22 protein-coding genes are annotated in these 25,655 nt (G+C 49.9%); 12 read left to right on the top strand and 10 right to left on the bottom strand.

What is annotated here, in order from left to right; genetic code table 11:
* Positions 1-57 precede the first annotated feature (57 nt).
* The gene (locus tag SYNPCCP_RS05255; RefSeq protein ID WP_010872218.1) at positions 58-939 is read left to right on the top strand and encodes a phosphatidate cytidylyltransferase; all 882 of its coding nucleotides are present in this window, start codon (positions 58-60) and stop codon (positions 937-939) included.
* Positions 940-1,041: 102 nt separating this feature from the next.
* On the opposite strand, the gene SYNPCCP_RS05260 is transcribed toward SYNPCCP_RS05255, so the two are convergent.
* The 4 genes from SYNPCCP_RS05260 to SYNPCCP_RS05275 all read right to left on the bottom strand — a co-directional run bounded on the left by SYNPCCP_RS05260 (position 1,042) and on the right by SYNPCCP_RS05275 (position 11,098).
* Complete coding sequence (locus SYNPCCP_RS05260; protein WP_020861620.1) at positions 1,042-2,559, bottom strand: hypothetical protein; 1,518 nt, start codon at positions 2,557-2,559, stop codon at positions 1,042-1,044.
* A gap of 296 nt (positions 2,560-2,855) precedes the next feature.
* Positions 2,856-3,305, bottom strand: a complete 450-nt coding sequence (locus SYNPCCP_RS05265) for a hypothetical protein (protein ID WP_020861621.1) — start codon at positions 3,303-3,305, stop codon at positions 2,856-2,858.
* A 180-nt stretch (positions 3,306-3,485) separates the two neighbouring features.
* Positions 3,486-9,422 (bottom strand): translocation/assembly module TamB domain-containing protein, encoded by a 5,937-nt coding sequence (locus tag SYNPCCP_RS05270; RefSeq protein WP_010872221.1) that lies wholly within the window; start codon positions 9,420-9,422, stop codon positions 3,486-3,488.
* A gap of 305 nt (positions 9,423-9,727) precedes the next feature.
* Positions 9,728-11,098 carry an AAA-like domain-containing protein gene (locus SYNPCCP_RS05275; RefSeq protein WP_010872222.1) on the bottom strand — a complete coding sequence of 457 codons (1,371 nt, stop codon included), beginning with the start codon at positions 11,096-11,098 and terminating at the stop codon, positions 9,728-9,730.
* A 126-nt stretch (positions 11,099-11,224) separates the two neighbouring features.
* Here SYNPCCP_RS05275 and mscL point away from each other — a divergent pair, with 126 nt between their 5' ends.
* Positions 11,225-11,662 carry a large conductance mechanosensitive channel protein MscL gene (gene mscL, locus SYNPCCP_RS05280; RefSeq protein ID WP_010872223.1) on the top strand — a complete coding sequence of 146 codons (438 nt, stop codon included), beginning with the start codon at positions 11,225-11,227 and terminating at the stop codon, positions 11,660-11,662.
* Positions 11,663-11,678: 16 nt separating this feature from the next.
* Here mscL and ruvA read toward each other — a convergent pair whose 3' ends face one another.
* Positions 11,679-12,314, bottom strand: coding sequence for a Holliday junction branch migration protein RuvA (ruvA, locus tag SYNPCCP_RS05285; protein WP_010872224.1), 636 nt, complete (start codon positions 12,312-12,314; stop codon positions 11,679-11,681).
* A 14-nt stretch (positions 12,315-12,328) separates the two neighbouring features.
* Entirely contained in the window at positions 12,329-13,105 is a 777-nt protein-coding gene (locus tag SYNPCCP_RS05290; RefSeq protein ID WP_010872225.1) for a TIGR00297 family protein, read from the bottom strand.
* A 188-nt stretch (positions 13,106-13,293) separates the two neighbouring features.
* On the opposite strand from SYNPCCP_RS05290, the gene SYNPCCP_RS05295 reads away from it, so the two are divergent.
* From SYNPCCP_RS05295 to SYNPCCP_RS05320, 6 genes are all read left to right on the top strand, one after another.
* Positions 13,294-14,523, top strand: a complete 1,230-nt coding sequence (locus SYNPCCP_RS05295) for an FAD/NAD(P)-binding oxidoreductase (RefSeq protein ID WP_010872226.1) — start codon at positions 13,294-13,296, stop codon at positions 14,521-14,523.
* A 228-nt stretch (positions 14,524-14,751) separates the two neighbouring features.
* Entirely contained in the window at positions 14,752-15,003 is a 252-nt protein-coding gene (locus tag SYNPCCP_RS05300) for an RNA-binding protein (RefSeq protein ID WP_010872227.1), read from the top strand.
* Positions 15,004-15,130: 127 nt separating this feature from the next.
* Entirely contained in the window at positions 15,131-16,582 is a 1,452-nt protein-coding gene (gene gatA / locus SYNPCCP_RS05305; RefSeq protein ID WP_010872228.1) for an Asp-tRNA(Asn)/Glu-tRNA(Gln) amidotransferase subunit GatA, read from the top strand.
* A gap of 48 nt (positions 16,583-16,630) precedes the next feature.
* Positions 16,631-17,527: a M23 family metallopeptidase gene (locus SYNPCCP_RS05310; RefSeq protein ID WP_223211350.1), complete on the top strand. Its 897-nt coding sequence runs from the start codon at positions 16,631-16,633 to the stop codon at positions 17,525-17,527.
* A 97-nt stretch (positions 17,528-17,624) separates the two neighbouring features.
* Complete coding sequence (gene gcvH, locus SYNPCCP_RS05315; RefSeq protein ID WP_010872230.1) at positions 17,625-18,023, top strand: glycine cleavage system protein GcvH; 399 nt, start codon at positions 17,625-17,627, stop codon at positions 18,021-18,023.
* A gap of 93 nt (positions 18,024-18,116) precedes the next feature.
* Positions 18,117-19,889, top strand: coding sequence for an NFACT family protein (locus tag SYNPCCP_RS05320; protein ID WP_010872231.1), 1,773 nt, complete (start codon positions 18,117-18,119; stop codon positions 19,887-19,889).
* 22 nt (positions 19,890-19,911) lie between these two features.
* On the opposite strand, the gene nspC is transcribed toward SYNPCCP_RS05320, so the two are convergent.
* The gene (gene nspC, locus SYNPCCP_RS05325; protein WP_020861624.1) at positions 19,912-21,060 is read right to left on the bottom strand and encodes a carboxynorspermidine decarboxylase; all 1,149 of its coding nucleotides are present in this window, start codon (positions 21,058-21,060) and stop codon (positions 19,912-19,914) included.
* A 157-nt stretch (positions 21,061-21,217) separates the two neighbouring features.
* Entirely contained in the window at positions 21,218-21,430 is a 213-nt protein-coding gene (locus SYNPCCP_RS16750; protein ID WP_010872233.1) for a chlorophyll a/b-binding protein, read from the bottom strand.
* A gap of 85 nt (positions 21,431-21,515) precedes the next feature.
* Between SYNPCCP_RS16750 and SYNPCCP_RS05335 the strand changes: the two genes are divergently transcribed.
* Entirely contained in the window at positions 21,516-21,827 is a 312-nt protein-coding gene (locus SYNPCCP_RS05335; RefSeq protein ID WP_010872234.1) for a hypothetical protein, read from the top strand.
* Between the two features lie 88 nt (positions 21,828-21,915).
* On the opposite strand, the gene SYNPCCP_RS17555 is transcribed toward SYNPCCP_RS05335, so the two are convergent.
* Positions 21,916-22,122 carry a hypothetical protein gene (locus tag SYNPCCP_RS17555; RefSeq protein WP_020861625.1) on the bottom strand — a complete coding sequence of 69 codons (207 nt, stop codon included), beginning with the start codon at positions 22,120-22,122 and terminating at the stop codon, positions 21,916-21,918.
* Between SYNPCCP_RS17555 and SYNPCCP_RS17560 the strand changes: the two genes are divergently transcribed.
* Together SYNPCCP_RS17560 and SYNPCCP_RS05345 are read left to right on the top strand one after the other, a co-directional pair.
* Positions 22,121-22,279, top strand: a complete 159-nt coding sequence (locus tag SYNPCCP_RS17560) for a hypothetical protein (protein ID WP_020861626.1) — start codon at positions 22,121-22,123, stop codon at positions 22,277-22,279. The two genes, SYNPCCP_RS17555 and SYNPCCP_RS17560, sit on opposite strands and share 2 nt — an antisense overlap.
* A gap of 182 nt (positions 22,280-22,461) precedes the next feature.
* On the top strand, positions 22,462-23,646 hold the full coding sequence (locus SYNPCCP_RS05345; protein WP_010872236.1) for an LptF/LptG family permease: 1,185 nt from the start codon (positions 22,462-22,464) through the stop codon (positions 23,644-23,646).
* A 26-nt stretch (positions 23,647-23,672) separates the two neighbouring features.
* Here SYNPCCP_RS05345 and SYNPCCP_RS17305 read toward each other — a convergent pair whose 3' ends face one another.
* Positions 23,673-23,822 carry a hypothetical protein gene (locus SYNPCCP_RS17305; RefSeq protein ID WP_158299072.1) on the bottom strand — a complete coding sequence of 50 codons (150 nt, stop codon included), beginning with the start codon at positions 23,820-23,822 and terminating at the stop codon, positions 23,673-23,675.
* Between the two features lie 320 nt (positions 23,823-24,142).
* Here SYNPCCP_RS17305 and SYNPCCP_RS05350 point away from each other — a divergent pair, with 320 nt between their 5' ends.
* The gene (locus SYNPCCP_RS05350; protein WP_010872237.1) at positions 24,143-25,588 is read left to right on the top strand and encodes an LCP family protein; all 1,446 of its coding nucleotides are present in this window, start codon (positions 24,143-24,145) and stop codon (positions 25,586-25,588) included.
* Positions 25,589-25,655: the final 67 nt, after the last annotated feature.

The following is a 25,655-nucleotide window of genomic DNA, read 5'->3' on the forward strand; positions in this document are numbered from 1 at the left end:
AACTTTTTAGTACGAAGTTGACACTTTTCCTTATTTTTGGTCTTTTTTACCTTTACCATGCCCACCCAGCGAATTATTAGTGCAGTCATCGGTATTGCCTTGGCGTTTTCCCTACTAATTTTGGGGGGCTGGTACTTTAGCGCGGCGATCGCCCTAGTAATTTATTTAGGATTGCGGGAATATTTCCAAATGGTGCGGGCTAAGGGCATTGCCCCAGCCGCTAAGACCACCATGGTGCTGTCATTAATGTTGCTGCTGTCGGCCACGGTTACCCCCCATTTAACTGATGCATTTTTTCCTTTAACCGGGGCATTAATTTGCTTTTATCTGCTGTTTCAACCCAAAATGGCCACCATTGCCGACATTTCTACTTCGTTACTGGGCCTGTTTTATGGGGGCTATTTGCCCAGCTATTGGGTGCGACTGCGGTTGGGGGATGGAGCCGTTAACCCTATGGGTTTGCACTTGCCCCTGAATGGTTTTTGGCCGGAGTCCTGGGCCCATCCGGAAAATTTTCCCACGGGCTTACTGGTCACTATCCTTGCCTTTGCTTGCATCTGGGCGGCGGACATTGGCGCTTACATTATGGGGAAATGGTTAGGACGTACCCGTCTGTCGGACATTAGCCCGAAAAAAACCGTGGAAGGTTCCCTCTGGGGAGTAGGAGGCAGTTTGCTGGTGGGGGTATTGGGAGCTTGGTATTTGCAATGGCCCTACTGGGAAATTACCGGCGCTTTACTGGGCCTATTAATTGGCATAGTTAGCCTGCTGGGGGACTTGACGGAATCAATGATGAAACGGGATGCGGGAGTTAAGGATTCTGGGCAATTAATTCCTGGCCACGGAGGAATTTTAGACCGCACCGACAGCTACGTTTTCACCGCTCCCCTGGTCTATTACTTTGTCGTTTTACTGTTGCCTGTGTTGAATAATTTGTGACTGGAAACTCTTCTGACTGAGGGGAAAATCAGTTTGCAAAAATTCCCGCTCCCTAATCTGGAATACGCTCTTTGATGCTCAAACAAGGATAAAACTGAACTTTTAGTTAGGAACCTGAATACTAGACATCAAAGACTGAGCGCCTTGCTCATCGATGGTCTTCCAGTCAGAATTTGCGCCAAGACGATTTTTAACCTTGAAATTGGCAATCGGATTAATCACTTCCCAAGTCGTTCCAGTTTGGTGCAATGCGTTGTGGGAACCCTGACCTCCACCAGTCCAACTTTTTGCCCAATAAATTCCGTTCTGGTTTGCCCCTGATGAACAGTTGCCAGCATTACCACCACCACTCAAGTTAAGGGTGTAAGTTGGTCCCCAGAAAAAGATACTACAGACAGCAGAATTTCCACCGGTGCTAAAGGTTCCACTAGCATTAGCTATTGGACCAATTATCTGGACATCAGTTGCGTCACAGCCAGATACCCCAGAGCAATCATGGACAATTTGGGAGTTACCACCAATATCCACATTTCCTGTGAGGAACAAAACCACTTTCTGACCGGGGGTGAATTGAAGATTAACTCCATTTCCAGATACGGACTTTCCTGAGGTTGAATTTATTGTGTAGTAATAAGTTTGGTTGGCAGAATTATAGTTTGAAGAACTTGTCGTGTCTGTGCCGGAACGGGGTAGAGTGAGATTGCCTGTAACCGTCGGCAAAGAAGCAGGTGTAACTCCGGCGGGAGCAGAAGTAGGTGGATCGGGCATCGGAATGGGACTGGCTCCCGGGGGATCCATTGAATTTGGTAGAGCAATCCGCTGAGAACCAGAAACATACTCGGTATAGCCAGAATTTTGACCATTGCCAGCGCTTGTAGTAAAGGTTGGCTTGTCACATTCGTATATGACCTGAGCATTCACAGAACCGGGATTGTTGACATTTTGCCCTGCTGTGATAGTTCCTTTAACCCATAAACCAGGCACAACTCCAGTAAATGGGGCACTGCCGTCCGTTATGGGGAAACTTGCAACCAAATTGGTTTTTGCTTGATTAGGACTATTATCCTCACCAGCTAGACCTCGAACGTGAACCACTCCTTTTTGTTGGCTGGCGTCAAATCGATAATCCACCATCTGAAATTTAGGAGCTTTGGCCCCATTACCTGACGGGTTAGGCAGGGCTTTGGGAGCAGACATAGTCTGATCATAAAAAGCTGTTATTTCAGTTGCCAAAGCATCTTTGACTTCATCCACTGTCATATTTTTATAATTACAACTCGCTCCCTGAAGCTCTGCTGCCGCTTCGGTTAGAAATGCATCATTGGGGACAAAAGAGCCACTAGCTGTACTTCCCCATTGGGAAAAGTGTTTCTTAGCTAAAACAGGATTCTTGAGAAGAAAGGCCTGAACCTGAGTTAATCCAGCTTCAGCCGCTTGGTCAGCAGTAGATTTAGCTGCTTGGGCTGTGACCTGATTTTGATCATTCATGCCCTTCATGACAATCGCCGCCGCGGCCACGGTAATAACCAACCCACCCATAATCACTAGGGGTAGGGCAAAACCAGCGGAATCTTTTTTCCTACCGGCGGTGAGAAAATTTAAGACAAAACGAGGTTTCATAATTACCCTTCGATCCCTACAAAGGTCAGTGTTCACTTAAAAGCAACCAGCAGGTGGAGGGACTTTGGCAGAGGCGTCAAACCTGGACTAACCATAGAAAACTATGTCCTTTGCATGGCCCCAAACAGGCAGATTAGGCATACTGCCCATTGACCATTGTAGAGATCCAGGCCGTGGCCCTCTGTGATCTAGATCACAACTATTGGGTGACCCAGACCACTTCTATAGCCTGAAAAGGCAGGGCCAAAGGCGATCGCCAGGGGAAAGAAGGGTAAAAATTAGCTAATCAAATGGGGTTAGCTCAACCAGCCATTTTTGGTGCCAGGGATCGTTGGGGCAAAAACCTGGAGTCGTTCAAATTGCGCTTCCCGAATTTCGTACATTAGGCTGATTAAACTGTCGGCATGGGGAGAATCGAGGATTTTTTGTTTAATTTCCTCAAAGCCCTCATCCAAAATATTGTTAGCTTCAGCTAAATCATCGGTGGCTTGGAGTTGCCGTTCCAGTTCACCAAACTTATTTTTCAACATCTGTCCTTCGGCGTTATCTGGAAAAGAGGCCACCATCTCGGCGATCGCCACTTGCAATTGTTCCAGTTCCGCTTGCTCGGCCACAGGATTGGCCATTACCTGGGTCTGTTCCATGGTGAGCGGAGCCCCATCAAAGCTTAAACCATTGGGGACAGGAGCCTCCGTGGGGGGCATAAACAGGGTAAAAGCGGAAACAACAAAGCAACCAACACACATGGGACTAATTCTCCTAACACAATTTATGGAAATGGAACTATGGATAGCAATTGGGCCTTGGTCATTCTCCCTGAACCGGGCACCAAAGCGCCCCATGGGGATCGGAAACCACCGCACCGTAAAAGTTGAAATTTGCCCCACCTTAACAAAAAAATAGCTCCGGCTTCTAGGGTGCCAGTTTTAGAACTGTTTCTCATAGCGGATGATGAACTGGCTGAAATTGTAATCGTAGGTAAAACGCATATATCCCTTATCTTCCACTTCATAGATCGCTTCGAGGAAAGGCACCACCCGGAAATCGGTGCTTTTAATCTTGTCGCTGATGGCGGTTTCCACATCGTAGACCAATCCCTGGAAAATCATCGGGATCGCTAACTGGGTAATGCCCACCTGTAATAACTGGCTAGAGTTTTTCCCCTGGAGTGCATCCACTAGGACAATGACCTGTTCTCCCAACAGGCGGACAATTTCCCCTTCGGTGCGGGGAGGACTGCTGGTCAAACTCAGGGCCGGATTACTGAAAATTTGCTCATTTTGCACCCCCTGGGCGGCCAGGATTTGTAGGCAACGGGAAAGGCGATCGAGCTGAAATTCGTCGAAACTACCCACCCCCGTCAGCGGCCGAAAAGTAACAGTAGGGTCACAAACAGCGCTGTAGCGGGGATTAATGTTGGGTAAAATCTGGCTCAAACTGCCGTCAATGGTCAGGCGCACATCAATCCGTTCAATTTGGTTCAGGCTGTCGTCGGGATATTCATTGGTTTCCTGGGAGCGCATGCGGGCCGACTGGGGCAAGTCTGACACAATAGTACGCATAGCAATGTTCAAGCTGGGATTAATTAACTCCTCGTTGGGAGAAAACGTAATCGTGTTGGGGGCCCGGCGATCGAGCAAAAAGCGGGTATCAAGAAAGCTGACCCGACCTCGGTCGAGGCTAATGGTGCCATCGGCCCTTAGATCATCGAAGTTGGTCAGGGGGCCATTAACTGTGAGCCCACCACCAAAGTTAAAAACGTAGAGGGGTTCCTGCTCGATATGCAGATTGTCCAGGGTGATACGCAGATTATTTAACTGGGGCTCCACCATTGGCGATCGCCTCGTCCCTTTGAACCAACCTAATCTAGTACGTAGTTCCGCAATGCGACTGGGCTGATTCTCCAAACTGCGATCGGGCACAAAAAATCGGCCGTTGGCCAGGGCCACATCCCCCGTCAAACTGGGGGCCAGGGCAGAACCCTGGACGGTGACAAACCCCGCCAAATTACCTTGGTAGAGATTGGGAATGGTGATATTAGTGGGTTTAATGCTCACCTGAAGCGGATTTTCCAAATCTGGCTGGGGCTCAAACAGGGGTAAAATTCCCGCCACCTCAATACGGCTTTGATCCAGTTGTCCTGTTAATTGCTCAATGGCGATCGTGGTGTTGTTAAACAGAATTTCCCCATCCACCTGCACCGGGGTTGGTAGGGCAGCACTCCTGATCTGGGCTCCGTTGAGACTGACTTTCCCCAAAGCCCTGAGGTCAGAAATGCCAATGCCATTCCTTTGGTCAATTTCCCCTTCCACTTTCAGATCTGCGGATCCTTCCCCACCAAGCCAGACCAATTGCTCTTGACTGACCACGTCCAATAACTCCAAGGAATTGGGGGGAATTTTGAATTCAGCACTAAAAGTATTTGGCCCTTCCGCAGTTTTAGCTTCCTGGGGATTCCAATAAATAGGCACATCGGCCCTTAGGTAGAGGGGAGAAGCTTCCGAAGTGACCAATTGCAATAAATTGTTTTGGTAATCAAATCTGCCCCCCACCTCTTCCGGCACCGGCCTGGCGTTGAGGGTGATCTGGTCAAACTCAAACTGCCCCGATAGGTTAGGGCCAGCGGCGGTTCGGGCAAAGCTTCCTTGGGCATTAAGGCGAGCCCCAAAGGCAGAGGGCATTTCCACAAAGGAGTCCAGATTATTCAGATTAAAATCCTTAATCGACCATTGCAATTGACTTTTTTCTAGGGAGAAAATTCCTTCGGCCCCCAAGCGAGATTCTTCAATCTGCACAAAGGAAGGTAGTAAGGCCAGACGGCCATCGGCAAATTTGGCTTCAAGTTGAAACTGTTCGATGGGCAGAAAACGGGTTTCATTCATCACTAGCCCAATGGGGGGCACGATGTTGGGGAAGGGCCCCTGGGGATACCAACTCCAATTTTTGCCCTGTACTTTGAGAGCAAGGGCCGGATCTCGCAGGGTGCCATTCAGATTAAGGGCTGCATCGAAATTACCCTGAACATTTAACTGGGTCGGTACGCCCCCCCGTTCGTACTGCTGGGCGAGGGCGATAATACGTTGGTCAATGACATAAAGGAGATTAAGTTGATTTTCCAGTGCCCCATCGGGGTTACCCAAACTGAGAGGGCCAATGGTATCCGCTAATTCTTTAGGGGTAGATTCCAAACCGGTGAGCCGCAGTAGGGATCCCACATCGGAAATGTTGGCCGCCGCTAGCAAGGGGGCAATATCACCATCTTTGACGTTTACCCTAGCTTCGATGGCTTCGGTTCTGAAGTTCAGTGACCCCTGGGCTTGGTATTGGCCAAGAGCGGTTTTAAGCTGGCCTTGTTTGAGTTGTAGGGTTTGATTTTGGTAAGCCAGGGCCGCAGTTACTTCACCGATCGCCGTGGTGCCAAGGGTAACGCCATCAATAGCTAAATTACCTTGGCCGTGGCCGTTGCGGAGGTTAACCACTAGGTCGGCGTTAAAGTTGCCACCCAGTTGCTCGACAATTTGATAACGTAGACCCGGGCGGAGATCCAACAGAGCGACGGGAAAATCCGCCACTTCCATGGCCAGGCGATCGCCGTTGAGTTTGCCCTGGGCGAGGATGGGTTTTTCCCGTTCATAGGCTTGGCGCAGATTAAAGCTGGTGGGGAGATAGGGGAAGAGGCAATTGCCCCGGCAGGGTTGGAGGTTTACTGCTAGGCGATCAACTTGTCCCTGGAGATCCAGTAGGACATTTTGGTTTAACTGCACCGCCAGGGGGCCCCGCAATTGGGGTTCAAAGCCAAAACCATTAACGGCTAAATTGTTGACCGCCAAATTACCAGCCAGTTTTAAATCCCCAAGCCCTGTGACATTGCGTCCTGTTAATTGGCCAGTAAATTGACTACTACCCTCCAGGGCCAAAGCTTGGGGACGAAATTCCGGTGCTAAGGGTAGTTGAGTTAACAGGGCATTAACGGGCAGTTGGGCAAAACTCAGGCCATTGCGGACATTGAGATTGACATTGGTTAATGCGGGTCGTTGATTAAAACTGCCCACACTTATCTTGCCCTGGGCAGAAACGGTTTGCTCCCCACTGCGGAACAACGCCTGTTGTACTGTGACGGGAATGGCCTCCAAGTTTCCATCATTGGTAAATACATTGCCCAAGTTGCCCGCCAGCTTAACTTCTCCCTCCACTGGGGCAAGGGATACTCCATCGGTGCCGCCGTACTGAGCCAGAACGGGATTGAGGTTAATATCCTTGGCGGTGAGCCGACTTTGCCAGGCTAAATTTTTCAGAGCACTGACACTGGTTACAGTACCTCCGGCAACTTCCAAATCTACATTGGCGATCGCCGCTACTCGACTCAGATCCGGTTGAGCTTGCACCAAATCTGCTAAGTTTACCCCCAGAGAAATTCGGCCCTTTTCCACCTGGGCCGGGAAGGGAATTTCTGGAGCTAGGGCATTGAGGGGAATGGCCACCACATTGGCGATCGCCGCCAGGTTGCCATTGAGCAAAGAACCGTTCACCGCTACGGGGCCATTGGCCACGGTTAGGTTCAATTGTCCTTGGCCTTGGAGACGGTTGAGGTCAAAACTGCGTAAAGCTTGCCAGGTGTTAATGTCCCCTACAAAAGCTTGGGCTTGGATTTCTCCGTTGTTCAACCTAGCCGCCACTGGTAACTGGAGCAAAAAGGTATTGAGAGAAATGGCTCCGAGATTGGCATTGGTTTGCACGGTGCCCTCCGCCAGTTGGGCATTGGCCGTAACTCGGCGATCGTCCACTAGGGCGGTGAACTGGGTACGACCTTCTATCTGTCCCAGGGGTAATTGCCCAGCGAGTAAGGGGGCTAACGGTAATTGGCTTTGGGCGGTGAGTTGGCTTAGGGCCACCGGAGCGGCTAAAGCAGGCAAGTAGTTATTAACGGCTATATTATTGGCTGCCACCTCAGCCTGGATTTGACCCCCTTGGAGACTGGCATTGATGGTGGCGGTTTGTTGGTTACTGGTTAATTGCAGTTCGGCATTGCCCTGCCAACGGTTGGGATCAAAAGTAAAAATTTCCCCACTCACATTGCCTTCGCCCCGATTGAGGGTGAGGGGTTGGGCCGCCAGTTGGGGTAAACAAAAATTACTTTTTTCCAAGCCACAAAGGGTTTGCAAAAAAGGTTGCAGGGGGAACTGGGTCGTATTCCAGCGGGCTTGCCAACGATCCTGGGCAAAATTGGCTTGGCCCTGCACGTTGAAAGAGCCTTCGTTGGTGCTTATCTGCGCTCCAGTTAAGGTCAATCGAGGGCCCGCCAAATTAGCTTCTCCCCTGGTGCTTAAGTTAAGACGACCCTGGCGATCGCCGTTGGTGGTTTGCCATTGCACATTGAACCGGGGATTGCCCAACGTGCCCCCCGCTTGGCCCGAAAAACCCAGGTTACCAACTTCTACCTCTTGCAAATTCAGGTCATAGGTATTTAACAAAGCCATGGTGGCGATCACCCCGGAGACTTGCCCGGCCACGGGAATGGTTTGCCATCGCCATTGGTCTGCTTCTGGGGTTAACAATTGGCGCAGTTTCCAAGGGGACTGGACCCGGGCCTGAATTTCTCCTCCACTGGTGGGGCGTAAACTGACATTGACTAAAGCAATTTGGTCTAAATCCGCCTGGAAATTTACCCCTAGGCGATCCAAAGGAACCCGGTCCACAGTTACTGCAGCTACATTGGTTAACTGGCCCTGGAGTTGGGGGCTGGTGAGGGTTCCTTGCAATTGTCCCTGGGCTTGGACTTGTCCTGTGATGGGTAATGGTAGGGGCACCGCAATGGTGTCGAGGAAAGCGGCAGTGTCAATGGCCTTGGTGGTGAATTGGAGATCGTAGCCCGATCGCCAATCAATGGTGCCCTGGAGAGCAGCATTAAGGGGGCCAAGGTTGATCAGGCCCTGGTTAATCTGCAACTTTTGTCCGGTAAAACCTAGGTCTAAACCCACTTGCAAAGGAGCTTTAACCTTATCGATGCGGGCCTGCAGTTGCTTCAACTCGACATTGCCGAGAGTTTGTAAAGCGGACCACTGTTGCCAACTAGGTAAACTGCCCCGCACCTGGCCAGAAATTTCTCCGGTTTCCAAGGCCACTGGTAAAGGAGGTAATAGGCTGGCTAAAGCCGGTAAATCGAGGCGATTAATGGTGACATTGGTTTGACTTTCCCCCGTGTTGAGCACCGTTTGCCCCTGGGCCTGGAGATCACTGCCCAGGGATTGCACCCCCAAGTCGTAGCTAACAGTTTGGCGATCGCCTTGGCGTCGATATTGATAACCTCCTTGACCGGCTGCAGTGATTTGTACTGGCTGTTGCAAACCTTGGGGTAACAGTTGCAATTGGGCATTTTGTACATTAACTCCCACCGTTAAATCCAGAGGCAGGGAAAAGGGTTTGTCCCCCTCCGGTAACTTAATGGTGGTCCATTGCCCCGTGGGTTTTTGCTCCAGGTTCACCTGGGGATTAATGATGGTGGCCCTAACTTCCACCGGTTGTCCCACCAGGAAAGGGAGGGGATTGACATCTATCTCAATGGCTTCAATGGCGATCGCCGTGGCATCATCAACGGTCCGGGGCAGGGAAGAAGCCCCAAGGCGCACCCCCAGTAAACGAAAATCTTCCACCGGGCCAATGTCCACCGGCCGACCCAACAATCTGGATAATTCCGACTCCAAAAACGGTGATGCTTCCCGGTAGGCCAGGTGTTGTCCCCCCAGATATAGGCCCGTACCAACCACCGTCAGTCCCCCTAGGGTGATCAAGGTGCTGGGTCTAGTTAGCCAACGTCTCAATTTGGCGATCGCCCCCGCACTGTGAGGGGAAGGATTATTGCTCATGGATACTTGGCAAAATCAACTCAGTTCACGACTCACTGACCATGGGGTCTAAAGGGACTAGACCACCGCCGGGGACGGTTAGTTTCTGTTTTAGCGAAGAAAGTGGCCTAGGGGGAAATTAGAACAAATTATTCAAGCCAATCAGGACTGACGATTTTGGAGGAGGAACAGCAGGCGTCTTAGACAAGTTTTTGCTCCATTTCTCCGTAATTAGCAGACTAGAACCAACTAAACTGACTCCGATATTTTAGGACACAAGCCCGGGTTAAAGTTGAACATCCACCACAGCAAGCCGGCAAAAAACGTCACAATTGCTCATGGAAATAACGTTGGTACAAAGGACAACTGGCACTACATTGATCACCACTAAGGGTCACCAGACCCATACTTTCCAAACGATAGGCAATGGGGGGGTCTAATTGCACTGGATTTTCACTGTTCACCACCTGCTTCATGCTAGCGGCTAAGTCCGGTGCCCCGGTCAGTAAGCCCCACAGACGACGGAGATGATTGCTATAAATGCCACTCTGGGTGACGGCGTTGGCTAAAATGGTTGGTAGGTCCACATTGGTTTTTTGTACCGCATCCAAGGCCAAACGAATCAGATACGGATGGCCCCCCACCAGTTTACCGAGGGTTAATAAATTTTCCTCTTCAATTTGATTGTCATCAAAACCATAGGCGGCTTTAAGTTGCAGAATTTGTTCTTTGGTAAAACCGGTCAATTTCCATTGGCGACCCACATTAAAAGGGGATTGGTTGGCATCTAGTTTGACGTAAGCTTCGGTGGAATTAGCAATAATTAAACGTAGCTTTTGCCATTGAGCCAGGTTATTACTTTCTTCATGCCAATAGCGCAACATGGGCAGGAAGTCTTGGGCAATAACGGGAAACTCAAACAAGCGGTCTAGGTTATCAATGGCCATTACTAACGCCCGGTCAGTTTGACTAAGTAAATAATCCTGTACGTAGGTTTTACAACTAACTAAACTGCCAAATAATTCTTCATCCCAATAGTCATCTAAATTGGGTTTGATGCCCAATTCTCGACTTAAGTTGGCACAGAACCAACGCAAAAATTTATCTAGGCTACTAAACATGGCGCTTTCCGCCGTTTGTAGGTTGAGATAAATATGGCGATCGCCCGTTGCTTCCACTTCCGCCAGCAAAAATTGTAGAAGGGAAGTTTTACCCATTTTTTCCGGGGCTTTAATGCGCAAGAGGGCTCCCCCCCTGGTCAGTTCCTCCAGACATTGTTGTTCTGTGGGTAGCCGTAGAACATAGATAACGTTATCCCCCAGGGGACTGCCACGACCAACCGTCAGTGCGGGGGTAAGGCCATTAACGCCGACGGCAAACTGCTCACTCTGCCATTGGGGATATTTCACCTCCTTAAACCAGTCCCGCAACAATTGAAATTTACCCGGACCACGACTACTGGCATCTAATTCTGGACAACCCCCTGGTTTATCATTGGCAAAAACTCCATAAATTTGGGTCATTTGCTTTTTGTAGGTTTCATGGCTGGCGGCTTCGGCAATTTCCCACACTTCCAGGTCGGACTTACGCCAATGCTCATAGGCAAAGCGGGCCAAAAACACCTCTTTTAGCTTGCCTCGCAGATTGTAGTCGTGGGTAATGTCCAGTAAAAATTGGTTCCAACCAGTTGGTTTCATCGACAAATATGGTCTCGGTAATTAGAGGCTAAGCTTTAGCTCAACCTGTTTAATGGTAGCGCTGAAAACTGCTATGATACCACTGACTAATTAACAATATTTTAGTACAAAAGAGGAGTTAAGCCCATGGTTAAAAGTGCAAGGCAAGGGGCAGGCGGATTCTGGCGGGACTTTAAGGATTTCATCCTGCGGGGGAACGTAGTAGATCTGGCCGTAGCGGTAGTAATTGGTGGAGCTTTCACCAGTATTGTCAATGCTTTTGTGGCCTGGTTAATGGCAGTTTTGCTACAGCCAGTACTGGATCAAGCCGGTGTCAGTCAATTGCAGGATTTACCCTTGGGTTTGGGGGAATTAGTTATTGCTATAATTAACTTTTTAATCATTGCTTTTGTAATCTTCCTCATCATTAAAGCTATCGAAAAAATGCAACGAAAAAAAGCAGTGGAGGAAGAAATTGTGGCCGAAGCACAACCGGATCCGGTGCTGGAAGCCCAAACTAATTTAACTGATTCCATCAATCGCTTAATTACCACACTGGAAAATCAGCAATCTTCATCCCAATAGATAGTTAAAGATCATTTCAGTGATCACTTAACCAACCGATCGCCTGGCGGATCCACACTTCTGGATCTTCACTCTGGGCCACGTCTGGAACTTGACTGACCATGGCGATCGCCTGCTGGATTTCCGTTTGGGTGTAACCCAATGCTAACAAGGTCATTTCCAGGTCTTCCAGGAGGGCAGTGGTGGGCAGAGTAGAGTCAGTTTCCCCGGTCCCCATTTGTAGTTTGTGCCATTGGGATAATTTAGTTTTTAGTTCTAGGGCTAACCTTTCCGCTCCCTTTTTCCCGACCCCCGGCGTTTGGCACAATTGTTTGACATTGCCCGTTACCACCGCTTGCACTAAGCCTTCCAAGCCCAACGTTTCAATTAGGGCGATCGCCAACTGGGCCCCAATGCCGGTTACTCCCATTAATTGACCAAATAAATCCCTTTCTGCCAGGCGGCCAAAACCAAAAAGAGCGATCTGGTCTTGGCGTACCAAGAGGTGGGTAAAAACCTGTTGGGGTTCCGGGGGGGGCGGAGTCCATTGTTGGGCTAAGGAATGGGGCACCTGCAACTCATAACCCACCCCATTAACGGACAAAATCAAAAACCAACGGTTCTGAATATTTTTTGTGACTGTAACAACCTGGCCCTGAAGAAATTGAATCATAACTATTTTCGTATCTAAATCAACTGGGCCGTAGCTTCAATGCCAATGGCGATCGCCGCACCAAGAAACGTGTTGATACCATTAACCACCTCATTGGTGAGCCAGGGCCATTTATTTTGCAGAGTTGCACCAATTACACTCTCTAGATTGGTGGCAATGAAAGCAGCCAGGGTAGAAAAAATTATTCCCCCAAAGGAAATTAGACCTACGCCGTAACCTAAAACTGCCAGGGCTAAACCCGCCGCAAATCCCGCCAAGGTGCCTTCTACACTTACCGCTCCTTCCGTCCCCCTGGGCACTGGTTGCAGGGTGGTGATTAAAAAGGTGTTTTTGCCGTAGGCTTTACCCACTTCGCTGGCGGTAGTATCCGATAACTTAGTACTAAAACTAGCCACATAGCCCAATGCTAACCAGAGTTGCCATGGTTCCGGCCCAAAGGCGATCGCCAGGGCACAGAGGGCAGCAGTTAAAGCAGAACCCCAAACATTTTCCGGGCCCCGTTGGCCGGATCTTTTTTCGGCAATGCCCGCCGCTTCTTTTTCTTTTTGGCCAATGCGGGTCACAGCGGAACCCACAAAAAAGTAGGCTAAAACCACCAAATAACCCCGCCAACCCAGGGCCGCCCAAATAATCACCCCCAGCACCCAGGCATGGCCGTAGCCCCAGGGGGTTAACAGTTTCTTCGGGGCGATCGCCGCTAGGGCTAGTAAAAAACTGTTGAGAATAACAGCGCTAAGCCAGGGAAACGCCAGACTTTGCCGCCAAATTTCGCTGAGCAGGGAATTGTCCATGGGAAAAATGCCAGAAGCATCGATGGTTGGTGGATCATTTGTTGATCATAGGATCGAGCTATGCCAACGACGATCGCCAGGAAAAGGGATTAAATTTTTCCGGGAGTCGGGCCCTAAGGCAGAATAAAGATTGAACTGTGCCAAAACAGTCTGAAGCAAAAGAGATTATCAGATTTTAGTCAAACACCATGAGTGCATTGAACCATCAAATCATTGTTGTTGGGGGAGGAGCAGCCGGCATCACCGTGGCGGCCCAATTATTAAAGCAGAAACCCAAACTCGATCTGGCGATCGTGGAACCCTGCGATAAACACTATTACCAGCCCGCCTGGACCCTAGTGGGGGGCGGAGCCTTCGCCATGGAAGATACCATCAAACCGGAGCAGGATTGCATTCCCAGCGGTGCCAAATGGATCAAAGCCAGTGTGGCCAGTTTTGACCCGGAAAATAACTGCCTTACCCTCCAGGACGGCCGTAGTCTCAGCTACGAATATCTGGTGGTTTGTCCCGGCATTCAAATCAATTGGCATCTAATTCCGAGGCTCCAGGAATCCCTCGGTAAAAATGGCGTCACCAGCAACTACGATCGCCGTTATGCCCCCTACACCTGGGAACTGTTGCAAAACTTTAAAGGCGGCAATGCCCTGTTCACTTTTCCGGCCACCCCGATTAAATGTGCCGGAGCGCCGCAAAAAATCATGTATTTAGCCGACGAAACCTTCCGCAAAAATGGCGTGCGGGAGAAAACCAACATCACCTATGGCGTGGCAGTGGGAAAAATCTTCGGCATTCCCGGCTACTGTGAATCTTTGGAAAAGGTGGCGGCAAAGAAAAATATTGACGTACGCTATCACCACAATCTCAAAGCCATTAACCCCAACGCGAAAGAAGCCACTTTCACTGTCAATGGGAAAACGGAAGTGACTTTACCCTACGACATCATCCATGTGACCCCCCCCATGTCCGCCCCGGATTTCATTAAAAACAGTCCCCTGGCCGCAGAGGCCGGTGGTTGGGTCGATGTGGACAAATTCACCCTGCAACATAATCGCTACGACAACGTATTTAGCTTGGGAGATGCCTCTTCCCTGCCCACTTCCCGGACAGCAGCGGCGGTGCGGAAACAAGCTCCTGTGGTCGCAACAAACCTTTTGGGTCTGTTAAACAGCAAAAAACCGTCTGCAGAATACGGTGGTTACACCTGTTGTCCCCTGGTTACCGGCTACGGCAAAACCATCATGGCGGAATTTGACTATGGTGGCCAGCCCAAATCCAGTTTTCCCTTTGACCCCACCCAGGAGCGGTGGAGCATGTGGCTAGTGAAACGTTATGTTTTGCCCTGGCTGTACTGGAATCGGATGCTCAAGGGAGAGTCCTTTGAACCGGACAAATGGAAGCCCCTGTTGGGGAAATCCTAGGGTCAGTTGACCGGGCGCTGGGGAGGGTTTTGGCTAAAATTTTCCCTTGTGAAGACATCTAGACAAATTGGCCATCAAATTCTGGCGGCAGGTGCTATGATCAGCCAGTGAGATTAAGGATCGGTAGACGCACTTGTTATGAGTGTTAGTGCATTGTTTATGGTTACGCTTAGCAGGCTTCTCTCCGAAACCCACTCTCTTTCTTTTCTCTGGTTTTGGAGCTAATTTATGTCCATTTATGTCGGGAACCTTTCTTACCAAGCCACCGAAGATGACGTTTTGACTGTCTTCTCCGAGTATGGCACTGTTAAGCGGGTTCAACTTCCCACTGATCGGGAGACCGGTCGTATGCGGGGTTTTGGTTTCGTTGAAATGTCTTCCGATAAGGAAGAAGATGCCGCCATTGAAGCTCTGGATGGAGCCGAATGGATGGGGCGGGATCTCAAAGTTAATAAAGCAAGACCGAGAACCCCTCGTTAAGTTTTTGCCTAATTACCTGAATTTAAGATTTCATTCGTTGTAGAAGGGAAGGTGTTTGAGTCATCTTTCCTTTTTTGCTAGGCAGGCTTGCTGATAGACTGGGGGAGGTAAATCTGGCTCTTTCCCTATGTCGCTTATTCGTGCCCTGCACCAACAATTAATAGATCAAGAAATTTCCGCTGTTGCCGTGGCCCAGGCGAGTTTGGCGCGGATTGAAGCGGTGGACGACAGATTGAAAAGCTTTTTGCAGGTGACAGCTCCCCAGGCGATCGCCCAGGCGGAAAAGGTTGACGCCCAGATTGCAGCGGGGGAACCCATTGGTCTACTGGCAGGCATTCCCATTGGCATTAAAGATAACCTTTGCACCAAGGGCATTGTTACCACCTGTGCTTCCCAAATTTTGCGGGGTTTTGTGCCTCCCTACGAGTCCACAGTGACGGAGAAGTTGCAAAAAGCCGGGGCGGTCATGGTGGGCAAAACTAACCTAGATGAATTTGCCATGGGCAGTTCCACGGAAAATTCCGGTTACCAAGTGACGGCTAATCCTTGGGATTTAACCAGGGTGCCAGGGGGATCTTCTGGGGGATCGGCGGCGGCCGTAGCAGCGGATGAATGTTTGATTGCTTTGGGGTCTGACACGGGGGGCTCCATTCGTCAGCCTGCTTCCCTCTGTGGGGTGGTGGGCATGAAACCCACCTATGGTTTAGTGTCCCGTTTTGGTTTGGTGGCCTATGCTTCCTCTTTGGATCAAATTGGTCCCTTTGCCCGCCGGGTAGAAGATGCGGCCATTCTGCTCCAGGCGATCGCCGGCCATGATAGTAGGGATTCCACCAGCCTAGATGTGCCCATTCCGGATTACACCCAAGCCCTGAAGCCAGATTTGAAGGGAGTGAAAGTGGGGGTAATTATGGATGCCTTTGGGGAAGGTTTAGACGATACGGTCAATGAAGCAGTGCAAACGGCGATCGCCAAACTGCGGGAATTAGGAGCCACCATTGAGGAAATCCATTGTCCCCGGTTCCGTTCCGGTATTGCGGCCTATTATGTCATTGCCCCTTCCGAAGCGTCAGCTAACCTGGCCCGTTACGATGCGGTGCGCTATGGGCTGCGGGCGGAAGCGGATAATCTGATGGAAATGTACACCCACACCAGAGCCAAGGGTTTTGGCGCAGAAGTGAAACGGCGCATTATGCTCGGCACCTATGCTCTGTCCGCCGGTTACTACGATGCCTATTACCTCAAAGCCCAAAAGGTGAGAACCCTGATTAAACAAGACTTTGATCAAGCCTTTACCAAAGTGGACGTGTTGGTTTGCCCCACTGCCCCCACTACGGCCTTCAAAGCGGGGGAAAAAACCGATGATCCCCTCAGCATGTATCTCTCCGATTTGATGACCATTCCAGTTAACTTAGCTGGTTTACCGGCCATGAGTGTGCCCTGTGGCTTTGACGACAATAATTTACCCATTGGCCTGCAATTGGTGGGCAATGTGTTAGGGGAAGAAATGCTATTCCGGGTGGGCTATGCCTATGAACAAGCCACCACATGGCACGATCGCCAACCGGATTTATCGGCCTAATATTTTATTGTTTAGCTGCTTTTCCGCAGGTCCAGCAATATTTTGAAATTGAAGCTGCAATCAAAACCGCCACGGCGATCGCCAAGGAAAATAATTGTCTTTTTCTCGGCGTTCCTGCTCCTTGGGCCTTTTTTCTGCGGTCGTAGCCCCGCCCAGGAGTTAACCGTTCCTCTCACTGACCTGTGTCCCGAACCGATCGCCGAAAGGATGACTCCCCATGTGGTGAAAGCTGGGGAAACCATTGACAGCATCGCCGCCCAATATCAACTAGTGCCGGCCACCCTGATCAGTGTGAACAATCAGTTGTCCAGTGGTCAAGTTACCCCAGGGCAGACGATTTTGATTCCCCCCTTTAACGGTCGTTTTGTTTCCGCACCAGCGGGGGCCACTTGGCGGGATTTAGCATCGGCCTATGGTTTACGGGCAGATATTTTATTTGAAATCAACGGTTGCACAGAAAAGCCCAGTCGTGCCTTTATTCCCGGCATCAGTTGGGGGGGAAATGCCCCTAGCAATGTGGATAACTACACGGGCTTGGCCCAATGGCCCATTCAACCAACTCCCAAAATTGGCCTAGATTACGGCTGGCAAAATCAGGCCGCGGGGCAAGATGCCTTTTTTCACAGTGGCGTAGATCTGTTAGCCCCCTTGGATACCCCCGTTATGGCCGCTGCCGCCGGGGAGGTGATTTTAGTTAGCCAGGAAGGGGCCTATGGTTTCCTGGTGGTCATTGACCATGGCAATGGCCGTCAAACCCGCTATGCCCATCTGAGTCGATTTGCGGTGGATCCTGGGGAAAAAGTCCCCGCTGGTACTGTAATTGGCTATGTAGGCAGTACTGGCCGACCGGATATTGCTTCATCCCATCTTCATTTTGAAGTAAGGGTTCAATCCCCTGTTGGTTGGGCGGCCCAGGATCCGAAGTTACATTTACCCCGCCCATAGTTAAACGATTTTCAGTCCTTTGTGGACCCAGGAACAACCCCTGCCTCCGCCATATTTTTGGTAAACTAACAACGCTGTTGCCTTTAGCGGTTTTGCCATGGAACTGGAACATCCTGACGATCTCTATTATTTGGATTCCCACGAGTACGTCCGCTTTGATGGGGAAACGGCCACCATTGGCCTGAGTGCCTTTGCCGTGGATGAGCTGGGGGATATTGTCTTTGTGGAGTTACCCGAAGAAGGGGACAAAGTGGAATTTGAGCAGTCCATGGGGGCAGTGGAATCGGTCAAGGCCGCCTCGGATTTATATTCCCCTGTGACGGGCACTGTGATCGAAAAAAACTCAGCTTTGGAAGATCAGCCGGAGTTGCTCAATCAAGACCCCTACGGGGAAGAAGGTTGGTTGATCAAGGTGCGCCTAGATGATGTGGAAGATGCCAAAGAAGGATTGATGGCCGCCGGAGACTACCGCGCCACCCTAGAGACGGGAGATTAGGCAGTCTGGGCGGGGGTTAGAGGTTAATCCTTTTCCCACCTAATGGATACTTTGTGACAGTTCATACTTTCGCCGTCAGGGCAAGAAATCATTATGCAAGCTGTTGATTACACTACCCTGATGGCCATTGTTGCTGAACTCCAAGGTGATTGGCTACCCGCCCGCATCGAACAGATTTATCAGCATGATCGCCATGGTTTATCCCTCGCTCTGCGCACGTTAGAAAGACGGGGTTGGCTAACCCTAGCTTGGCATCCCCAGGGGGCAAGAATTTGTTTAGATCCTCCTCCGCCCCAGGAACCGGACACGTTTACTTTTAGCGATCAACTGCGGCATCAGCTTAAAGGACTGGCCTTAATTTCTCTCAAACCCCTACAGCCCTGGGAACGGGTCATTGACCTGGCGATCGCCAAACGGCCAGGGGATGAACCTCTATACCATTTGTTTTTGGAGGTGATGGGCAAATATAGCAACCTGATTTTGACCGATGCCCAACGGCAAATTATCACCGTCGCCCACCAAGTTAACTCCCAACAATCAAGGGTTAGAACGGTACAAACGGGGCAACCCTATCAATCTCCACCGGCTTTATTGGCCACACCTCCTTCGTTGACGGAAAGCTTTAGTAGTTGGCAAGAAAGGGTGCAATTAATCCCTGGTTTATTAAGTAAACAACTGCTGAAAAGTTACCGGGGAGTTAGTCCCATGGTGGTGAAAAATTTGTTAGGCCAAGCGGATCTTGATTCCCAGGTCAGTAACCAAGATTTAACCGACGAACAATGGCAAAATATCTTTATTGCTTGGCAAAATTGGCTACAGAGGCTGGAGAAATTAGATTTTTTGGGAAAAAGTTTGCCCCAGGGCTACATAGTCTTGGCAGAAACCACTGTTGTTAATGACGTTAAGCCAACTCAAGAAGAAGGTGATCGCCCTTTGCTCCCCATTAATAAATTGGTAAGTGAATATTACCGGAGAGAGTTAGGGCGGGAAAATTTCCAGCAATTACAACACCAAATTCAACAAAAACTAAATAATCTAATTGCTAAACTGCAACAAAAAGCCGACACGTTTAAACAAAGGTTAAATGCGGCCGCCAATGCCCAGCAATATCAACGGCAGGCGGATCTGTTGATGGCCTATCTCCACCAGGGGCAACCAGGGTTAAGCTCCATCACCCTACCGGACTTTGACGACCAATCTCCCGTTACCATTTCCCTGCAGCCGGATAAAACCCTAATCCAAAACGCCCAACGACTTTACAAACAACAACAAAAATTAAACCGGGCAGAGGCGGCCATTCTCCCTTTGTTAGCAGAAGTGGAGCAGGAGTTGGCCTACCTCACCCAGGTAGAAACCAGTGTGCAGGCGTTGACCGAATTTGATGATCTGGCCGATTGGCAAACGTTAACGGAAATTCGGGATGAGTTGGCGGAACAAAACTATTTAGCCCTTAGCCATGGCCGCCCCCGCCGTAAAGAAGCGGAAACTTTTGAGCCGCACCAGAGCCTAACCCCTTCCGGTTTTCCCCTCTGGATTGGCCGTAATAATCGCCAAAATGATTACCTTAGTTTTCGGGTTGCCACCGAGTATGACCTGTGGTTCCATGCCCAGGAAATTGCCGGCAGTCATGTGTTACTCCGATTACCCCCAGGGGCGATCGCCGAAGATCAGGATTTGCAATCAGCAGCGGATTGGGCGGCCTACTACAGCCGAGGCCGGGAGGAAGAACAGGTACCGGTGGTCTATACCCAGCCTAAATATGTCTTTAAACCCAAGGGTAGTAAACCGGGCATGGTGGTTTATCAACAGGAAACGGTTATTTGGGGCAAACCTGGAGCGGTTAATCCAAAGTTGACCCACAATTGATTTTGACGACCCCAATGGTTCGCTAACCTAAGCGGTTGCGATAATCTTCATAACCAAAGGTACGCCACAGTTCAAATTCCCCCGATCGCCGCAGACAACCAATGGCGGGATGGTGGACTCCATTAAAGGTAGTGGTTTTGACCATGGTGTAGTGCATCATGTCTTCAAAAATTAGGCGATCTCCCACCTGTAAAGGTTGATCAAAGGCATAATCACCGAGAAAATCCCCCGCGAGGCAACTGGAACCCCCCAGGCGATAAACAGTATCTCCCGTTTGCGGCACTCTAGCTCCCCTTACTTCTGGCCGATAGGGCATTTCCAAGCAGTCAGGCATATGGGCCGTGAAGGAAACATCGAGCATGGCATGGGTAAATTCCGGTGTTTCGATCAGATCCTCCACCGTACTAAGTAAAAATCCTGTCTGCCAGGCGATCGCCGACCCCGGCTCCATAATCAACCGCAGATGGGGATGGCGTTGGTGGAATTCCCCAATTACTGCAATGGCATAGTCCATGTCGTAGCCTTGGCTGGTCATTAAATGGCCGCCGCCTAGGTTTAACCATTCAATTTGGGGCAAATACTCGCCAAATAATTTTTCGATCTGCCCTAGGGTTTTTTCCAAAGCTAAATGATCGCTCTCACAAAGGTTGTGGGAGAGAAAGCCCGTAATGCCCGACGGTAAATTACCCGCCAACATTGCCGCTTGCACCCCCAACCGGGAACCGGACACACAGGGATTATAAAGATCGGTCTGCACGGGGGAATATTCCGGGTTAATGCGTAAACCTGCTTTTACCGCGGTATTTTTCAACGATTCCCGATAACGATGCCATTGTCCCAAGGAGTTAAAGGTAATGTGGCTAGCCAAGGGAATAATGGCTGGCAAATCATCGGGGCGATAGGTGGGGGCATAAACGTGCACTTCTTTGCCAAATTCCTCCGCCGCCAGTCGTGCTTCCCAGAGGGAACTGGCCGACGCCCCTGCTAACCCTGACCGCAACCAGGGAAAACAAGGAAAGAGGGCAAAACCTTTCAAGGCCAACATCACCTCAATCGGGGCGGATTGCTGCAACCGTTCGAAAATCGCCAAATTTTGTTGTAACAATTCCTCTTCCAACACAAAACAGGGGGAAGGTAGGCTGGATAACCTGGGGTTTTCGAGAATGTTCACCGCAAAACTGCTCACTTTAGCTATAGATAAAGAAAAAAGACTACTGCCAATAAAACAGTAGCCCAATCAAGTCTTGAGATTAACGGAGGTTGCCGGGGAGATTTACTACAGGTACCCCAGGCCAGAAAACCTAAAAAATTTAGGAACTATGGAAAAATTACAGAATGCCGAAGAAGTGAAGTACACCTTGCCCAGAGACAAGCTCGAGGATCAGGGCAGAGGAAAAACCGATCATGGCCAAGCGACCATTCCAGTTTTCGGCGAAAGCAGTGAATCCAAATTTAGAGTTTTCGTTGTTCATGGTTAAGAATGTAATTACGAGCTGGGAGGGTTGTCTATGTAAATAAATGTAACAGAGTATTGCGCCCATGGCAAGTCTGTGGTGAAAAAGGCAACGGGAGGATAATGTTAGGCTCAAACAGAACAGAAGTGACTAACCTTCGGAGAACAAGGCAATGTTGGCCCTAATTTTGGCGATCGCCCTGTTGTGGGGCTTGATCTGGTGGGCTAGGCGTAGATCAGGTCGGAAAATTGCCTGGAGCAGAGGCCGTCGTCATTCATCAGGTTTCAAGCAGGCCATCCAAGCTTCCCGCCCAACATCACCCAGGGTGCCCGGTAAGTTACGGCGGGATCTAATTCGTATTGCGGGCAATGCCCAGGTAGCGGAAAGACTGGTAACCAATCTACGGGCCAAACATCCTGATCGCCCGGAGCACTGGTATTGGGAAAAGGCAATTTTTGACCTGGAGCGCGATCGCCATTATTAGGGCAATGGCAGGCACTGGAAACTAACCCGCCAATAATTCCCCCTAGCAGCTTCTCTGGGATTTAGAGCAATTAGGCCGGGCAATTTCCCTATTTTTTGACTGATTCCAAGACTTTAAGCACTTGAATTTTTTGCTGGGGAGACAAATCCAAAGTGGGCAAAATGGCTTTGACTTCTTGGCCTTGGGCTAAACCGGCTTCAAGTTTGCCTTTTTGTTGCTCATTAAGAATTGCTCCTAATTTTTCTAGTACTTCCAGCTTTTCAGGACTAACTTGAGAAGCCGGAGTGTCTGTCATGGTTTGGGCAGATAAGCCAGAAAAAGAAGCAAAGGTGGTCAATGTGCATGCCAGTGCCAAGACGGCGGATTTTAAAATGGATTTCATCGGTAGTAACATGGATTTTTCAAGATTTTCGGAATTTATTATCAATTCTAATTCCATTGAGCAAAACTGATTGCCAGTCTTTAAAATGCCCCCAGCCATTGAAAAACAGAGCCAGGAAAATGAGTCTGGCTTGATTAACTGGCAATCCCTCCCCCTTATTAGCTGGAGATTTTTGGTATGGTAAGGTCTCCCCCATCCCAATCAACCAATTAACTGATAATTAACTGATTTTTCTTGTCGTAACCTCCCATTGTGACTATGGCCGTTGGCACCTTCAAACAAAGTAGATTTCAACTCCCTTTGCCCCGCCTTTCCGTCATGGATCGGTATTTATTTGTGGAACTGTTTCTGCCCTTCATTTTCGGCATGGGCATGTTCACCTCCCTGGCTTTGTCCATTGGCACCCTCTTTGACCTGGTGCGGCGGGTAACGGAATCAGGCCTTCCCATGGATATTGCGGTGAAGATCCTGTTCTTGAAAATGCCGGAGTTTGTGGTGCTGGCCTTTCCCATGTCAATGTTGTTGGCCAGCTTGATGGCCTATAGCCGTCTTTCCAGCGACAGTGAATTAATTGCTCTGCGTAGCATTGGGGTTAGCATCTATCGCCTGGTGGTGCCTGCCCTACTGTTTGGCATAGTAGTTACGGGCATTGCCTTTGTTTTCAATGACCGTATTACCCCCGCCGCTAGTTATGAAGCGTTAGCTACCCTAGACCGGGCCATCCATCAAGATCGCCCCCCCCGTCAAGAGCAAAATATTATTTATCCGGAATACGGCATGGTGCGACAACCGGACGGCAACGAGAAAAATATTTTGAAGCGCTTGTTCTATGCCGAAGAATTCAACGGTAGTGAAATGAAGGGGCTAACAATCCTTGATCGAACCCAGAGCGGCGTTAACCAAGTACTAACAGCGGAAAGGGCCAGTTGGAATATTTCTGAAAATACTTGGGATTTCTACGATGGCACCGTGTATCTCATTGCCCCCGACGGTTCCTACCGCAATATTGTCCGCTTTCGCCACCAACAATTGGCGTTGCCCCGGGCCCCTCTGGATTTAGCTAGCCAGGAACGGAAGGATGGTGAGATGACCATTGCCCAATCCCGCCGTTACCTGGAAGTACTACGGTTAAGCGGGGACGACAAGAAAGTACGCAAACTAGAAGTCCGCATCCAAAAGAAATACGCTCTGCCCTTTGTTTGCTTTGTCTTTGGTTTAATCGGGGCGGCGATCGGAGTACGGCCACAGAATACCAACAAAGCTACTAGCTTTGGCATCTGTGTGGGCTTAATTTTCTTCTATTACCTACTCTCTTTTTTAAGCGAGTCTATGGGGATTTGGGGAGCCCTGGATCCGTTCACCGCCGCTTGGCTGCCTAATTTCCTGGGGTTAATTGCGGGCACTATTCTGCTGGTGCAATCTTCCCGCCTGCGTTGAAGTTGTGCCGATGCCCGTTGCCAGTTCTAGTTGTCCTTATTGCCACAGGTCTGGAGCTGACGCAGGAGTACGTCCAATTCCGCTTCTAAATAGAGGTATTGCACTTGTTGGGGAGTTGCGTAAACCTGTTTTTGGCGATCGCCAGCGGGTTTGGCAAGAACGGCAGATTTGCTCATGGAGTTGTTTTTTATAAAGGGTTTTATCAAGCGAAGGCATTATACTATTTTTTCGATGAAAAAACACAAACTTTTGTGACAATGTTCCGATTAACCCCTCCCCTCCCTCTCCAGGTCAACCAGGGTACCAGGGCGATTGCCTGGGGGGATGAATAAAAATGGTAACTTTACCCACCGTTTTGTTAGGCAAAAATACTTAATAATCTGTCCTGGGGTCGTTGCTATCCGGCGCAGATCGGTGGAACAATCGACTCTTTGGTGTTATCTGTATAGGTTGAGTTTCAGCTTGTTTACCAAAATCAGTGTGGTGTTGAGGTTGTATGGCGAATAGTACCGAGTCTGGTTCGTTGCAGTCCTCCAGCACCGTCAAGGTTCGCTCCCATTACCGACCCAACAATGGCACTGGTTCCCCCGGGGGTCGTCCCCGGCCCAAAAGGGGTTTTCTTCCCCTAGGCAAGGGCTTGGTTTGGGGGGGGTTAGTGACTTTGACTGCCACTGTAGCGGCGATCGCCGGGGTGGGCATCGGCTTTTTTACCCCTGGGCCAAAGGGGCTAGTTCAGCAGGTTATACCGGGGCAGTCGGCCGGAGTAGAAGCCGGTCAGGCAGATCTATTTCCCTATCACATCAGTCGTCCTGTCAACATTTTGGTGATGGGCATTGACCGGGTAGAACCCACAGAGGAAGAACCCAATGTGGATGAGTTTGGTGGCCGCAGTGACACCATGCTATTGGTACGATTCGATCCGAGGGAAAATGGTTTGAAATTACTTTCCATTCCCCGGGATACCAGGGTTTTCATTCCCGATGTGGGCTATACCAAAATCAACGATGCCAATGCCTATGGGGGCCCGCAGTTGGCGGCAAGGGTAATCAACCGTAACTTGGGGGAAGTCCCCATCGACCGTTACGTCAGAGTCACCACCGACGCATTACAGGAATTGGTGGATTTAGTGGGGGGAGTGGAAGTGTTTGTACCCCGGCCCATGTTTTACGAAGATAAAACCCAGCAGTTATTAATCGATTTACCCGCCGGACTGCAAACCCTGAATGGGCAACAGGCAGAACAATTTGTCCGTTTTCGCTACGACGCCAATGGGGATATTGGCCGGGTACAACGGCAGGAAACCCTGCTCAAAGCCCTGCAAAATCGCCTTAGCCATCCCAGTATGATCACCCGCATTCCCAAGGCCATTGGCATTATGCAGAAAACTGTGGACACAAATTTAACCATGGAGGAAATTCTGGCCCTGGTTAATTTTGGGCGTCAACTTGATCGCCAGGAAGTGCAAATGGTAATGTTACCGGGGCGGTTTAGCCAACCGGCGGAATTTGATGGCCGTAGCTATTGGGTGATGTCCGATGTCGGCAAAAGGCAAGTGCTCAGGAACTACTTTGATGTCATTGAAGAAGTCCCCACTTGGGCTGAAACTCCCGGGCGATCGCCGGAAAGTTTACGCATTGCCCTGCAAAATGCCACTGACGATCCCCAGGCCCTGGAACGGGTGAAGGAATATTTACAATCCAAGGACTTCCGCAATTTTTATGAAACATCGGAATCCCCGCAACTATTAGCAGAGACAAAAATTCTGGTACAGCGGGGGGACTTAGATGGAGCCCATTATCTGCGGCAAACCTTGGGGGGAGGAGTGGTGGAAGCTTCCTCCGTCGGCGACCTAGGCTCGGATTTAACTATTCAAGTGGGCATGGACCTTGACCAATGGCTCAAGGAATCTACCCCGGTGGACGACTCCACCCCTCAATTTTGATGTTCCAGATTTTTGGTTTTTTCTTCTACTCGATCGCCATTGAGGTTGGCTTCAGGGAAGCTTGGGA

Origin of the sequence: Synechocystis sp. PCC 6803 substr. PCC-P (genome assembly GCF_000284455.1) — a bacterium.
Taxonomy (GTDB): domain Bacteria; phylum Cyanobacteriota; class Cyanobacteriia; order Cyanobacteriales; family Microcystaceae; genus Synechocystis.